The 14,213-nt window shown below is 47.0% G+C and carries 12 protein-coding genes, 1 tRNA gene and 1 riboswitch; of the genes, 3 read left to right on the forward strand and 10 right to left on the reverse strand.

The annotated features are described in order from the left end of the window. Positions 1-134 precede the first annotated feature (134 nt). Both ACFVYJ_RS00965 and ACFVYJ_RS00970 read right to left on the reverse strand, forming a co-directional pair. Positions 135-569, reverse strand: coding sequence for a DUF6691 family protein (locus ACFVYJ_RS00965; protein WP_419414310.1), 435 nt, complete (start codon positions 567-569; stop codon positions 135-137). 3 nt (positions 570-572) lie between these two features. Further along, positions 573-1,013 carry a YeeE/YedE family protein gene (locus tag ACFVYJ_RS00970; RefSeq protein ID WP_419414311.1) on the reverse strand — a complete coding sequence of 147 codons (441 nt, stop codon included), beginning with the start codon at positions 1,011-1,013 and terminating at the stop codon, positions 573-575. A 178-nt stretch (positions 1,014-1,191) separates the two neighbouring features. Between ACFVYJ_RS00970 and ACFVYJ_RS00975 the strand changes: the two genes are divergently transcribed. Both ACFVYJ_RS00975 and cysK read left to right on the forward strand, forming a co-directional pair. Further along, positions 1,192-2,433: an OmpP1/FadL family transporter gene (locus tag ACFVYJ_RS00975; RefSeq protein ID WP_419414312.1), complete on the forward strand. Its 1,242-nt coding sequence runs from the start codon at positions 1,192-1,194 to the stop codon at positions 2,431-2,433. Positions 2,434-2,723: 290 nt separating this feature from the next. Continuing rightward, positions 2,724-4,205, forward strand: coding sequence for a cysteine synthase A (gene cysK, locus ACFVYJ_RS00980; RefSeq protein ID WP_419414313.1), 1,482 nt, complete (start codon positions 2,724-2,726; stop codon positions 4,203-4,205). Between the two features lie 153 nt (positions 4,206-4,358). On the opposite strand, the gene ACFVYJ_RS00985 is transcribed toward cysK, so the two are convergent. From ACFVYJ_RS00985 to ACFVYJ_RS01020, 8 genes are all read right to left on the reverse strand, one after another. After that, positions 4,359-4,435, reverse strand: a tRNA-Val gene (locus tag ACFVYJ_RS00985). Between the two features lie 347 nt (positions 4,436-4,782). After that, a complete protein-coding gene (locus ACFVYJ_RS00990) occupies positions 4,783-5,685 on the reverse strand; it encodes a beta/alpha barrel domain-containing protein (protein WP_419414314.1) in 903 nt (300 codons plus the stop codon). Then, a complete protein-coding gene (locus ACFVYJ_RS00995; protein ID WP_419414315.1) occupies positions 5,682-7,466 on the reverse strand; it encodes an ORC-CDC6 family AAA ATPase in 1,785 nt (594 codons plus the stop codon). The genes ACFVYJ_RS00990 and ACFVYJ_RS00995 overlap by 4 nt, the downstream gene beginning before the upstream one ends. After that, positions 7,459-8,637 carry a metallophosphoesterase family protein gene (locus ACFVYJ_RS01000; RefSeq protein ID WP_419414316.1) on the reverse strand — a complete coding sequence of 393 codons (1,179 nt, stop codon included), beginning with the start codon at positions 8,635-8,637 and terminating at the stop codon, positions 7,459-7,461. The genes ACFVYJ_RS00995 and ACFVYJ_RS01000 overlap by 8 nt, the downstream gene beginning before the upstream one ends. A gap of 1 nt (position 8,638) precedes the next feature. Then, positions 8,639-9,436 carry a DNA adenine methylase gene (locus tag ACFVYJ_RS01005; protein WP_419414317.1) on the reverse strand — a complete coding sequence of 266 codons (798 nt, stop codon included), beginning with the start codon at positions 9,434-9,436 and terminating at the stop codon, positions 8,639-8,641. Positions 9,437-9,703: 267 nt separating this feature from the next. Next, positions 9,704-9,997: a hypothetical protein gene (locus ACFVYJ_RS01010; RefSeq protein WP_419414318.1), complete on the reverse strand. Its 294-nt coding sequence runs from the start codon at positions 9,995-9,997 to the stop codon at positions 9,704-9,706. Between the two features lie 519 nt (positions 9,998-10,516). After that, positions 10,517-11,287: an SHOCT domain-containing protein gene (locus ACFVYJ_RS01015; protein ID WP_419414319.1), complete on the reverse strand. Its 771-nt coding sequence runs from the start codon at positions 11,285-11,287 to the stop codon at positions 10,517-10,519. Positions 11,288-11,435: 148 nt separating this feature from the next. Beyond that, a complete protein-coding gene (locus tag ACFVYJ_RS01020; protein WP_419414320.1) occupies positions 11,436-11,843 on the reverse strand; it encodes a SpoIIAA family protein in 408 nt (135 codons plus the stop codon). 154 nt (positions 11,844-11,997) lie between these two features. Next, positions 11,998-12,176: riboswitch (cobalamin riboswitch) on the forward strand. A gap of 155 nt (positions 12,177-12,331) precedes the next feature. Between ACFVYJ_RS01020 and ACFVYJ_RS01025 the strand changes: the two genes are divergently transcribed. Continuing rightward, entirely contained in the window at positions 12,332-14,209 is a 1,878-nt protein-coding gene (locus ACFVYJ_RS01025; RefSeq protein ID WP_419414321.1) for a TonB-dependent receptor plug domain-containing protein, read from the forward strand. Positions 14,210-14,213: the final 4 nt, after the last annotated feature.

Here is a 14,213-nt window from a genome sequence, read left to right on the forward strand (position 1 = left end):
GCCTGATTGTGTTATGTCTTATACATCGGAAAATTTTAATATTACTTTAGCTAATATAGTAATCTGAAATTTGTATATTGATCAACTCACAGGGCGGCAGGTGCTTCGTTCTGCCACCGCGCGCCCGTAAAGTGTCAAGATGGGTTGCGATGTGCTATCACCCAGCGACTGATCAAGGTGCCAACGACAAAGGCGGCAAACACGGTCAGAATATCCATGTTGGCAAAGCTCAGAGATGTGATCATCGGCCCTGGACAATAACCGGCAATCCCCCAACCTATGCCAAAAATGATACCGCCCATAATGATACGGCTGTCGACCTCTAGTTTGCCGGGTAAACGAAAAAATTCGGCAAATAAGGGTTTGCTGCGTTGAAGAATCAATGGCGTCAGCAGAGCGTTAACCAACAACCCCCCGGCCATCACAAAAGCTAGCGAGGGGTCCCAGTTACCGGTGATGTCGAGAAAGTTAAGCACTTTGGCTGGGTCAATCATCTGGGCGACGGATAAGCCAAAACCAAACAGCGTGCCGGCAGCCAGCGCGATCACGAGACGTATCATGGCAGTCATCGGTTAGCCTCCCAGCAGATGGCGTGTGATAAAAACAGTGACAATGGCGCTGCCCATAAAACAGAGGGTTGCCACCAGCGACCGGGGGCTGCGCCGGGCCAGGCCACAGATGCCATGCCCACTGGTACAGCCAGTGCCGATCTGGGTGCCAATGCCTACCAGCAACCCCGCCACAATCAGTAGCGGGGTGCCTACCTGTGCTGTGATATGTGCCACACCGGCACCGAGTCCCAGCCATTGGTAGATAAACCCACCGAGTACCAGGCCGACGATAAACATAATACGCCAACCGATATCACCCGGCTGCTCAGGGTAGATGACCCCCCCGGCGATTCCGGATATGCCAGCAATTCGGCCCTTTGCCAGTAACAGAAAGGCAGCGGAGAGGCCAATCAAGGCACCACCCAGCAGGGCAGGCAGCGGTGTGAAATTGATGATAGTCATAGGCTGTCTCGATCTGTTATGGCGCATGGTATTGCAGATATGTGACGCATTATCCCTGTCTGAGCAGAGGAGCGCAAAGGTTATATTCAATATTACTTAAGTATGCAATAAGAGTTAATTTTTATATTTTTTTATTCTAATATACGTGTCTGATTATCTTTCCGAGCAAGGCGTACAGATGGCACTCACAATGCGTTCTATCCTGATAACCGCAGTCGCGGTACTGCCCACAGTAGCACAGGCCACCAATGGTTATTTTATGCATGGTAGTAGTGTCAAGGCGCAGGGTATGGCGGGGGTCAGTTATGCTCTGGCGCATGACAGCATCAAATCTGCCAGCAATCCGGCATCACTGATCGCGCTCGGGAATCAATATGATCTGGGCGTCAACTGGTTCAAGCCGGAGCGTAGTTCAGAAATTTCAGGTAATGGGTTTGGCCTGAATGGCAGCTACGATGCCAATTCGGATCATCACTTCTGGATTCCGGAAGCGGGGTTTGCCCGCCGTCATTCCGATTCTGTCGCCTACGGACTGGCGATGTATGCCAATGGCGGGATGAATACGGCTTACCGGAAAACACCTTTTGCTGCGTTTGGTTCTTCCGGTGCGGCGGGCGTTGATCTGTCGCAGCTGTTTATCACCGGCTCATTGGCCTACAAATTGACGCAACGGCAGAGTTTCGGCATAGGCGTGACCTATGTTTATCAGCGGTTTGCGGCGCAGGGGATTCAGAACTTCGCAGGCTTAAGCAGCAACCCCGCTGCCGTCAGCAATAATGGCCATGACAGCAGCAATGGCTGGGGTCTTAAACTGGGTTGGCAGGGGCAGGTAACGGACACGCTGACATTAGGGGCAAGCTGGTCTTCCAAACTGAACACAGACCGTTTCTCGCGCTACAGCGGGTTATTTGCCGAGCAGGGTGGGTTTGATGTACCGGAAAGCTACGGCGTGGGTTTTGCCTGGCAACTGGCGCCTCGCTGGACGCTGGCGGGGGACTGGGAACGGATTGAATACAGTGACGTGCGTTCTGTTGGTAACCCGCTGTCGTTGTCAGCACCTTTAGGGGCAGATAACGGAGCTGGATTTGGTTGGCAGGATATCGAAGTCTACAAACTGGGTGTGATCTATCAGTTTAATGCGCGGTTGGCACTGCGCGCGGGCATCAGTCATACCGACCAGCCCATTCCGGCGAGTCAAACCTTCCTTAATATTCTCGCCCCGGGGGTGATAGAAGATCACATCAGTCTAGGGGCTAGCTTGGAGATCAGCCCTGAGCAGACCGTTAGCTTCTCGTATACCCACGCGTTGGCACAACAGGTAAAAGGCCAGAACTCTATACCTGTCGCTTTTGGTGGGGGCGAAGCCAATCTGAAAATGAGTCAGGATATGTTCGGCCTTGCCTGGCAATATCGGTATTGAGGTTAATCAGGGGGGCTTGGTAGAGCCTCAACTGGCGTTTAACAGCCTTCTGCTTTGTCAGGCAGCTTGCAGCTTGGAAAGGACTTGTCATTCCGCTGCGCCGCCTTTGGCGCACAGGCTAATTTATTGCCGCAGAGAAAGTTTTGGACTTGTTCGCAGGCTCCTTCATCTTGAATCATCTGCTGTCTTAGCGTTGCTTGCCCATTCATTGCGGGTTAACCGGCACCTTCTCGTCTTACGCTTGCTGCAACCCACTATACTTTGATCAACCACAGCAGGGGTATAGTGAGATGGCACAGCGGTACGAGAATATTTTGCAAACCATCGGCAATACACCGGTGGTTAGACTCAACAAACTGGCGCCAGACGGCATCAACCTCTACGTCAAGATTGAAGCGTTCAACCCGATGGCGTCAGTCAAAGATCGGTTGGCACTGGGTGTGATTGAAGATGCCGAGCGCAAGGGGCTGCTCAAGCCTGGGCAGACCGTCATCGAGGCAACCAGCGGTAATACCGGGATTGGCTTGGCGATGGTCTGTGCTCAGAAAGGCTACCCGTTGGTGCTGACGATGGCCGAAAATTTCAGTGTTGAACGCCGTAAAATGATGCGTTTCCTCGGTGCCAAAGTAGTGCTGACACCGGCTGCGCTTAAGGGGAGCGGTATGCTGGCCAAAGCGGTTGAGCTGGCTGAAAAACATGGCTGGTTTCTGTGCCGTCAGTTTGAAAATGAGGCTAACGCGCAGATGCATTCACGCACCACCGCGCCTGAGATCCTGGCCGCGTTTGACGATGTCGGGCTCGACTACTGGGTTACCGGTTTTGGCACCGGCGGTACGTTAAAAGGCGTGTCACAGGTGCTGAAAGCGCAGAGCCCCGCCACCAAAGTGGTGGTATGTGAGCCGGATAATGCGCCATTGCTGGCCAGTGGTGAGATACAACAGCGCACCGTTGACGGCGCTCCGGCCAGCAGCCATCCCAGCTTTAAACCCCATTTAATGCAGGGCTGGTCGCCAGACTTTATCCCGCAGCTGACCGAAGATGTGGTTAATGCTGATTTTATCGATGAGATCGTTGCGATTCCTGGTGACCGTGCACTGGCGTGTGCCAAGGCACTGGCGCAACAGGAGGGTATTTTTGTCGGGATCAGTGCTGGGGCAACCCTGGCCGGGGCATTACAACTATGTGAACGGGTGCCTGCTGGCAGCAACATCCTGGCGATGCTGCCCGATACCGGCGAACGCTATCTGAGTACACCGTTGTTCGCTGATATTACTGAGGAGATGAGCGACGAAGAGTTGGCGTTATCTTGCTCGACTCCGGGTTATCGGTTCGATCTCGCTCCGGCTGCACCGGCAGCACTGGATCTGCCACAACCAACTGCCGAGATACAGGCGCAGGTTGAGGCTTGGTTAAGCGACACCGAGCAACCGTTGGTGATGTTTGCGTTGGAATGGTGTGAGTTTTGTTGGTCAGTGCGTAAGTTGTTTGCCCGATGCGAGATTCCGTACCGTTCGGTAGATCTGGATTCTGCTCAATATCAACCTGACCAGCAGGGCGGCCAGATACGGGCAGTTATCAATCAGCATAGTGGTAGCATTACCATTCCGCAGATCTTTATCGCTGGTGAATATATTGGTGGTTGCACTGAACTATTCGATCTTTATAAAAGTGGGGAACTGCAACAACGGCTCTCAGCGGTAGGACTTAATCTGCAGTTGGATTCCGACTTTGAACCCTACAGCTTGCTACCAGGCTGGTTGCAACCACGGTAATCGAGACCGGTCGGCGGAGGTCACCTACCGCTAGACAATGCTGCGGCCAGGTTAGTGACATTGTCTCGCGCAGAGCGCTCGGCTCGAACTGGGCAGTGCGAACGGTTTCACCGAGACATAAAAAAACCGCCATTGTGGCGGTTCTTTCATATTTGGTAGGACTAACCAGATTCGAACTGGTGACCTCTACCATGTCAAGGTAGCGCTCTAACCAACTGAGCTATAGTCCTATGGAGTCAGCGTAGTATACTGATAAGATTATCCTGTTCAATAGCTTTCTTTAAAATTCCTTAAAAACACTTATTAAACAACAAATTAAAGTCATAACACCTTATCTCCAATCAACTTACATGACTTCTTATCTGACAAAATTTCAGATGTAACATCATCACTTTATTTATCTGTTCAAATTAAAAAAGTGTGTTATTTGTGTGTTAGAAGTGTGTTATGAATGTGTCACAAGAAAATAAATCCTTATATTTCAATACATTGAATTGTTAGAGCGCTACTATTTCTTGGTAGGAAGTTAAATGGTCTTGGACAAAATGTTCAAGCCCTAAAAGACTCTCCAATAGATTTAGATGCTCACAGTAAAAACTACTCGATTCCCACTGCATGGCCTTTCAGTAGGGGTTTCTAAATGATCAGAAGAAACCCTCCAAACAGGAATACCTAATTCAATACCAATTATTACGCTAAGAGCAGAAAGAATTTTAGGCCCTAGAGGAATCAATAGAGGCCGTGACTCACCAACCAAAGATAGAATCAATGACTTAAGGTCGACATATGTAGAGTAAGGGGACATTACTTTATAAGTAGAAATATGATCTTCTGGAAGAATCTCCAGAAAATCATCATTATTTGCTCTTACTGCCCCCTCAAATTCTGTATTAGGGCTCTCAGGTATCAGAGCAAAAACAATACTTGAATCTAAATAGTTAGAAACGCCTAAAGCCTTACTTCTCTCATATCCCAACCCAAAGATAACAGCCGTAGGTAAATTAAGATCTCCTAATTCACCACATAAATCAGGACAAATTTCACCCAGTGTTCTGATTGGCGTCGGCTCCTCCGGTGGTTCCACATAGGAAGAAAGACTATAGGAAACAGTCAAACTTGAGCCTTCCGAAAGATGTTCAAGTAGAAATGTCATTATGGAGGCTAGTCTGTGCCTGCTCATCACAGAAATTTCTAAATAAACATTGATGGGAGCTTCATAACCATTGGTTTCAAATTCATCGCGTAGATGGCCTATGATGTCGTGGTCTTCACATTCGTAAATATTACAACCATGAGTCTCATAAACAGATTTATTTTTTTGATAATGTAATACATTTGTGTTGCTGGTATATCCGAAGACAACGTTATGACATGAGTTACAAGAGATTTGATCAAAAGCAGAGATTGCCCGACTCTCAAAACCTAACCCCCATATAGCGAGGTAAAATTCAGTTTCAACAGCTTCTTTAAAAACCCTCATAGCAACTCCATTTGTGAGGACTGATCTATTTTGGTTTTACTATTTTTTGAAACAAACTGCTCTAAAATATTATCCATTGTTTCTTCACGTTGGAGAGTCATCAACAACCAATATCTATGAGCAAATATATATGATAACCGACAACGAAAAGGGGATTGTGAAGACATATCCTCAGCTGCATGCTCATAATCAGCCACGATCAAGGCTCCAGCATTCAATGCTGGCCCAACAGCTTTTCTATATTGATGCGGAACAATTATGGAACCTCTAGGTTCGGGGTTAAACCCTCCTTCCACAATGTTACTTTTGAAAGTAGATCCTAAAGCATTGATCAAATCTAGGACAGTTCTAACATTGAGCTTGTCGCCGAAATCAAAACAATGAGGTTCTATAGCAATGGTCCCTAGAAGGGCTTCATAAGACCTAAGGAACTTTTCTAAAGCAGCTATTTGAATATGTAAGGGAATCAAGTCATCTTTTTTTATGGAAGAGACAAATTCATTCATGATCCCAATAAGCATTCGCGGGTTGTATTCTAGTGACCGGCAAATATTATGAAAACCAGCATATATATCTGGTGCTCTTCTCCTTGGTTTTACAGAACCATTTTCTTTTAAGTACAAATCTCGATTTAAAGCTACAAACTGGAACTTTCTTAAAGTTGGCCTTTTATCTTTTTCTGTGTAGCTTGAAATCTTATCAATCTCAATTTCCTGAGAAGAAAGGTATTCACTGAAGCTCTGGTCCTTAGAGGCAAGGCTCGCAAACGTATCATTAAGCGAGAATTCCGGAGGCATCTCGAAGCATTCATCTACAGGCTTTGTAATACCTTTTTTAATGAAAATATTGCCACACAGCTGTTTAGAAAACTCTATTCCTTTATCGTCATCAGTTTCTGTCAAACTTATAAACTTGAAGTCTTGATTTGACATCGAACCTTCTGGCCCAGAAGTCAAATCTACGTTCTGATGATATGGAGATAGTGCAAGTTTTAAAATATAGTCCTCATGCCCGCCTCTCATGGCATCGATCAGGGATTGAACCAAGTGATCTGGAGCAAGTTCAAGTTCATCAAATAGAAAGCACCATTTATGCCCTCGATCATTAAGCAGCTTATTAACTATCGATACAGATGAATCCAGAATTCCTTGTAACTCTCCTGATATAACATCTGGATATCCATCAACTATCTGCCTTCTAAAAGCATCATTAATGAAGGCGGAAATGACCTGTTTTTTCTTTGAAATGGCTACTTCTAAATTACTTATGGTTGGAAAGTTTGGTTTCACTTTCCACATTTCGGCTATTTCCTTAACCAGAACTACCTCATCACTCTTGCTCAAAGAAATATGATTGAAGCGGTCGCTACTTTCATGATTTCTAGATGACCTATAAGAAATTGCTGCCGCGAACCTTTCGAGGATGTGGTAGATAAAGAGTGAATCCAAAATATCTAATAGGCGATGATCACTTTGAAATTTTGTTTTGATTCTTTCAAACTGACTTTTCCATAATCTATCCGTTGGAATAAACACGCCTGAATATGAGATGTTTTCTTTATAGAAATCTGCTGTTGTACCTTGCCAAAGATCTAGGGCATCAATGCTCAACATCCTCATTAATGTTGTTTTTCCGCTTCCCCGTGGACCAACCATGACCGAATGGTTATATGCTGAAAGCCTTTCAAAAAAATCACTTACTATAAAACTTCCACATAGGTCTTTCGTAGAAAAAGTCCGGGCATTGAATGCTTCATGCATACTAGGAATGTATTCAGACATTTTCATCACCCACTTGGATTATTTCGTTAGAAGTTGTAGAAACCCGTAACCCTAACCCTTCTAATTTAGAAATAAGTAATTTGAATTCAGCTGGCATAAGGTTTTGTATGTCACTCTGTAGATCAACAAGATCGGAACGTTCTAAAAATGGGTTATCCTCGTCCAACCTGCCATGAATTTGTTTAGCTAATTCTACACCACTAACATCCCCACCAAATCCACCACGAGCAGGAAGGTTGGTCGCTTTTGATGGTCTCCAAGCTCTTGGATATGGCCTCTCGAATGTTCTAAATTGACCTACCACTTTCTCTTTTTTTTCACTTTCATCTAGGTCAATATCCAGAATATAAAACTGATTCGAAGTTCGATCCTGTATCGTTTTATAAAGCCTTGCAGAAAAGCTTCCCGCAGAGAGGATGACAGGGGGACAGCTGGTTTGGCATTGTCCATATTTGATCTCAGCATAGTGCCTATGCCCGTGGATCACTAACCAAGCACCGGAATATGTTTCATTAATCATATTAATGAGGTGCTGCCCTCCATCCATACTTTCAGTATCTTTACGGTAATCAACATGATCCATTGGATATGGATGGTGGTGAGTAACGAGGATATTAATTTTTTTCTTTTCAAATTGCTCAGAATTTATATGCTGAACTATCTGTTCACAACATTGCTGAGATACTCTTCCTTTTTTGTGTTCATCTTCTCCATAGCCATGATAAGCACTTGAATTAACGATAATAATATTACAATCGTCATGTGGAACCTTACACCAGTTCCAAGCCCAAAAATGCGTATTACCTTCAAAATCAGGCAATGGGAATGAAGGGGTTACAAACTGTAAGTTGTGTTTCGGGGAAAATACATCATCCTTGAGTCTTGACTGATGATCATGGTTTCCGGGAACACAGATAAGTTCTTTAGCTCCTATATTCTCTTTCAGCCAGTGTAAAAAACGCCAACCAGCCTCAAAACCGTCTACGCATGCTTTATTAGATACATCCCCAGCACAGATTAATAGGTCAATATCTTCATTGAGCGAGTTTACATATTCCGCAAAAACTACCCCATATTCACTATCCCCATCCATGAAGGACAGATATGAATCGTCAGCAAACTCTTCCCTGAGGATGGCATGAAGGTCTGATATAACGAGAATCTTTAGCACATTATTGTCCATAATTTTTGACGAGTATTTCCTTACTATCGTTCCAGCTTTCCTTAAATCCAGAAACATGCCTTTTTACAGGAATGACTTCTACTTGATAATCTTCAGATAAAAGCTCTCTTGTTTCTTCACAGGCCCGATACGAAAACAGAAACTTGGCTCCCCTTCTATCAAGTTCAGCTAGGTTATCAAAGAATTCAGGCAGTTCCGATGAATCAAAGCTTCCTAGTCCGTACTCTCCAGTAAATCGCCCGGACTTTGAATAAGGCGGATCAATGTATACAAAATCTCCATCCCCTATTTTCGTTAATGTAGTCTTATAGTCCGCAACAGAAATTTCTGCATTTGCCAGTCGCTTCCGGGCTTCATCAAATACTGCCTCAGATGGGAATTCGCCTGTTCTAGTTCCCATAGGCACATTGAACTGCCCTTTTTGATTCGTCCGATAGACACCATTAAAACAATATCTATTTAGATACAAAAAACGGATAGCCCTATCTACTTTCGATATTGATTCAGGTTCTATTGCTCGGATTCGATAGTACTCTTCCTTGGTTGCTGGAATTTTCACTAGTTGGCTTCTGATAGTGGGATCATTCTTTATGGTATTAAGTGCATTTACCAAATCGACATTAATATCAGAAAGCAGAGCGGGAGAATCAGGGAGTTCAAAAAATAGACTAGCAGAACCACAAAAGGGCTCAACATACCTTTTATAAGATGAAGGAGCGTTGGCGGTTAGCATAGGCAATAACTTTCTTTTGCTGCCTGCCCACCTAATCAATGGTTTGCTTCGCACTTAGTCTTAATCCATTGGACACAGTTGAGAAAGCACCTAGTTTAACCTAATCATATTGTACTAGGTAGCAACTGGTGACTACACTACCAGCCCCCCTTCGATAATACCTTTAAGGCTGAATTGTGATGTAATTGTACCTATGTGAAAAGATCACAATTTAGAGAACTTAGATGTACTAATGCAAACCTTGAACTAGTACATCTAATGAATCCACCTTAAACCCATGTGCCTGATGCCAACTTTAAGAGACTTTCACCATCAGCTTCTCTATTCACGATCCATGAAATCCACATAGATCTCTAGAGCCTTCGGAGGCAGTTTCAGCAGACTTTCTTCTATCCCTTCGTCAGAATACGCTTCATATACTGTTGGATCGTAGGTAGTGACTTTTTCATCAATCACTACGTACTGAGTGCTACCTAGTGTTTTACCTGTTAGCTCACCAGTGAGTATCAACTTCTTGATCGTTTTTGCAGTTGGGGCTGATCCTTCAGCAAAAAACGTTTCTCTAAACTGAGAGATTCTCATCAATTTAGGATTTTGCTCATCGTTCTTAGGCATCTGTTACGCACTATTACTTTCCTATGAAAGGAAAAATACTAGCATCGTCTTTAGGAAAAGAACGCCCCCAAAAAAGAGATAATTGAAGGTATGAATGACTCAATTTCGTAACACATTTCAGAACACATTCTGCTAGTAATAGCTGTGTTTTCGTAACACACTTTTTAGTTTCAAAATTGATTTTTTGAGCGGATTTACCCGATTTTACACACTTTAGTGTGTTACGATAAAATACTATAAGATTATGATATAGAAAGGTTTTTACAGGCTTTAAAGGATGAAAGGCCCTGTGATGTCAAGGTAGCGCTCTAACCAACTGAGCTATAGTCCTGAAGTGCGGTGTATTATACGGTTGGGCTGGGTGTGTTCAATACTTTCTTGCAGAAAATTTCATTTCTTTAATATTGATTGTCAGTCTGATGATTTGAACACCGTCAAACTCAGCGGCGGTAGGCCGCAGCAGTTAAGTGGTTATTGTCTCAACTGCTGCGATTGCAGCATGACAATGTATCAATCCGTTTAAATTCGTTGCAGTAATTGATTCTTTTTCGTGGTGAACTCTTCATCAGAAATGGCCCCTGCATCCCGCAGGCGCGCCAGTTTTTCGATCAGGTCCAGCGCTTCATTAGACGATTCTGTGTGCGGCGCGGAGTACTGCGGGGCCGTATTTTGTGGTTCCGGTTGGCTGTACTGTGGCGCATTGTTTTGCGGTTGGGCAAAGTTGGTATTCGGTTGTGCCGGGACTCCGGGGCCAGAGACAATGGGCAGGCTGCTTACGGCGACGGTTCCGTATTGGCTGCTGAAGGTTAATGACGTATCTCCACCTTGCTGCTGGCTTACCCCGCTGATCTGGTGATTCAGGGTGTCATATACAGTGACTTGACCAAAATGCTCTACCGCCAGGCGTCCGGGAAAAACCGCGTAGCGAATATCGTTTTGTCCGCCGGAGCTGAAAGGCGCTCCAAGGTCAGCAGGCCACCATTGATTACTGCCGGGTGTGCCCGGTTTAACAACAGGAAATACCTGCAGGTTCGCAAGGCCGTTTGAAAGCTCATTACAGAGGTTATCAACTGTCGCTTTTAACCCGTGATTAAACATGTCGCCTACCATCGTCATGCCACCGCGCATCCATTGCCCGGAGCCTCCGAGTTCAGGGCAGTTAAACTGCGCCATGCTCCCGCCGCCGTTGTTAACAGCAATTAACATATGGATGACAGCATCTTGGCTCAGATTGTAACGTTGCGCTACATCCTGCACCAATTGAGTGCCTTGTGGCGTAAGGGTTTGCATGGGGATCTCCAGTTTTTGGTAGGCGTTATGAAAGACCGCCCTTTGGACAGCAATTATACAGCAATTAGATAAGAATTAATGACTGGCAAGCTCAGTTGGCTAGATAAATCTAGCTTTTTAAAACACTGTTTTTCGGGCTCAGCGTAGCTCAGGTCTGATCGCCAAAGGGGTAGGGGGTATTCTCTTCTTCATCCTCGTCATTCAACCAGTGCATGGCCTGCAGTAGCTGGCTGGCTGAGAAATGTTTCAGTTCGCCCCGAGTAAAGTGACTGGCGAGCCTGGATGCCCATTCGAGCCAATCCGGTCCGCCGACAATGGCGCAGCGGTATAACTGATCGCCGTGTGCCAAGCCAAAACGTGCATCTTCCCACATGGCACCGGGTTGCCAGCCTTTGAAATGTGGATCGAGAAACAATAGCAGGCGTGGTTCCGGGTGGGCCTGGCTGACATGTTCAAATAGCGGCAGGAAAGTGGTTTTATAGTCCTCTGCTGTCAGCTCGTCAGTGGCCTGTAAGACCATGATATCGCCTGTGGTTTCCGGTAGAACATATAACATTTCACACTCCCTTTATTGGCTTGGGCTACTGGCGGTGGCCATTATACGGTGCCGCGTTTTGTGTGGCATCTTCAGTTTCGTTCATATTGTAACGAACGTCATTCATTTGACCCGGCCAGAGAGCATGGTATGGTTGCGCCCGCTGACAGCTTGATGTGTCGGCGCACGTAATGGTGCCTTGACGGCTTCATAGGGAACACGGTGCAAAACCGTGGCTGCCCCCGCAACTGTAATCAGAGAGTTGCAGCTTCAAATACCACTGGCCCCGGCCGGGAAGGTGAGCTGCCGCGATGACCTGACAGCCAGGATACCTGCCATTACGACAGCCTTAATCGGCTGTGTGTCACCTGCCAGACAGCGGAGGGCTGGACTGGGCGGACTGCGCATAGGTGACAATATGCTTATATTGTTGCCGGTGTTGTTAAGCCAGATTCCGCCTAGGCCAGGATTGACCACCGGCTCTTGATAGATCTTATTAGGAGCAGTACATGTCACGATTTCTCCATCTCCCGCTTACTCTGTTATCCACAGCCATGGTGTGTGCTCAGCCGGTATACGCTGACAGTGCTGATCAGTCTTTTCTGGTAGTCGCGTCCCGTGTTGATACGGCGCGTTTTGAAACCGGCAGTTCGGTTTCTGTATTGGATCAGTCAGAACTGGCTGCGCGTCAGGTTAGAACGGTTGCCGAAGCGTTGCGCACGGTGCCCGGAGTCAGCGTGGTTCAGGCGGGTGGCCCTGGCGGGCAGACCCAGGTAAGGATTCGCGGTGCTGAAGCCAACCACACCTTGGTACTGCTGGATGGCATCGAAGTGAGTGCCACGTCTGGTACCGACTTTGACCTCGCCCATATACTCACCTTGAATGTCGAGCGGATCGAAATTCTGCGGGGAGCGCAGACTGCACTGTGGGGGCCGGATGCGCTGGGTGGTGTGATTAACATCATTACTCGTAAAGGGCAGGGCGCGCCGGAATATAGCGTGCAGATGGAGGCGGGTCGTTATGACAGTCATCAGGAAACCCTGACCCTGCAGGGTGGCTCCGATAAAGGTCACTATGCACTGGCGGTCAGTCACCAAAAGACCCGCGGTATTTCAGTGGCACCAGAAGCGCTGGGTAACACAGAGCGTGACGGTTATCGTAATCAGACGCTGAATCTGAAAGCAGGCCTTTACCTCAGCGAGCGGGCCGAGCTGGATCTGGTACTGCGTCACACCAAGGCGGACGTGGCATATGATTTCAACCCGTTCGATGCCGATGCGACGGCCGATGTCGCCCAGACATTTGCTCGTGTCGGCGGCCGCTGGCAGAGCCAGGATCTGCACTGGCAGCATAAACTCGACCTGTCTTTGGCGGATAATGACCGTGATGATTATAGTGCCGGTGTGCACTCGACAGTGAACCGGGGACGCAAAGAAAAACTGGCGTATCAGGGCACCTATCAGTGGAGCGAAGGGCAGGCGGATCAGCACTTGACCCTGGCACTGGAAGGGGAAAATGAAGCCTTTATCAACGAATATATTCATCCTATGTGGGGTTATCGGGTTGATAAAACCCACCAGACTCGTGGTGCGGCGTTGGAATATGGCCTTAACCTGGAGCAGGACCTGTACTTAATTATGGATCTGCGTCGGGACAAGAGTAATCTGTTTGACCATGAGACGACTTGGCGGTTGGCAGTGGCTTCATGGTTGGGCGAGCAGGTCCGGTTGCACAGCAGTATTGGCAAGGGGATCAAATACCCTTCGCTGACTGAGCTGTATGGCTACTCGACAGACTTTATCGGTAACCCAGATCTGAAGCCGGAACGTGCCCGCACCATTGACCTGGGTGCGGAATACCATTTCGCCCAGCTGGATGGACTGATAGACCTGACATTGTTCCGTAACCGAGTGGAAGACCTGATAGTCGGGGCGGGTATTAGCTCGTTAAACACTGAGCAACAAGCGACACTGAAAGGTGTTGAGCTGGCGCTGGAGCTGAAACCGAGTGACCGCTTAAGGCTCAATGCCAGTTATACCTACACCGCGACCGACGACGGTACGGGCGCTGACCTACAGCGTCGCCCACGCCATTCTGTCAGCTTGGGGAGTAGCTACCTGCTGTCAAATGGTAAGACTGAATTGACTACGACGTTTCATCACCAGGGCAAACGTTATGACACTAACTTTAACGTCTGGCCTGCAGAGCGGGTGACCCTGGGTAGCTATACCCTGCTGGATCTGGCACTCAGTCACCAGTATTCTCCAGCATTGAGTCTATATGCACGCTTGGATAATACATTTGATCAGGATTATGAAGAGGTGTTTGAGTACGCCAGCGAAGGTCGCATGCTCACCCTGGGCTTTACCTGGACCGGTGGGCTCTGATCAG

Origin of the sequence: Pontibacter sp. JAM-7 (assembly GCF_048548695.2) — a bacterium.
GTDB lineage: Bacteria > Pseudomonadota > Gammaproteobacteria > Pseudomonadales > Balneatricaceae > Neptuniibacter.

Bases quoted from the DNA above. Each gene is read 5' to 3' on its own strand.
- ACFVYJ_RS00990 (WP_419414314.1), bottom strand. From the start codon at position 5,685: ATGAGGGTTTTTAAAGAAGCTGTTGAAACTGAATTTTACCTCGCTATA.
- ACFVYJ_RS00965 (WP_419414310.1), bottom strand. From the start codon at position 569: ATGACTGCCATGATACGTCTCGTGATCGCGCTGGCTGCCGGCACGCTG.
- ACFVYJ_RS01010 (WP_419414318.1), bottom strand. From the start codon at position 9,997: ATGCCTAAGAACGATGAGCAAAATCCTAAATTGATGAGAATCTCTCAG.
- ACFVYJ_RS01015 (WP_419414319.1), bottom strand. From the start codon at position 11,287: ATGCAAACCCTTACGCCACAAGGCACTCAATTGGTGCAGGATGTAGCG.
- ACFVYJ_RS00975 (WP_419414312.1), top strand. From the start codon at position 1,192: ATGGCACTCACAATGCGTTCTATCCTGATAACCGCAGTCGCGGTACTG.
- ACFVYJ_RS01020 (WP_419414320.1), bottom strand. From the start codon at position 11,843: ATGTTATATGTTCTACCGGAAACCACAGGCGATATCATGGTCTTACAG.
- ACFVYJ_RS00970 (WP_419414311.1), bottom strand. From the start codon at position 1,013: ATGACTATCATCAATTTCACACCGCTGCCTGCCCTGCTGGGTGGTGCC.
- cysK (WP_419414313.1), top strand. From the start codon at position 2,724: ATGGCACAGCGGTACGAGAATATTTTGCAAACCATCGGCAATACACCG.
- ACFVYJ_RS00995 (WP_419414315.1), bottom strand. From the start codon at position 7,466: ATGTCTGAATACATTCCTAGTATGCATGAAGCATTCAATGCCCGGACT.
- ACFVYJ_RS01025 (WP_419414321.1), top strand. From the start codon at position 12,332: ATGTCACGATTTCTCCATCTCCCGCTTACTCTGTTATCCACAGCCATG.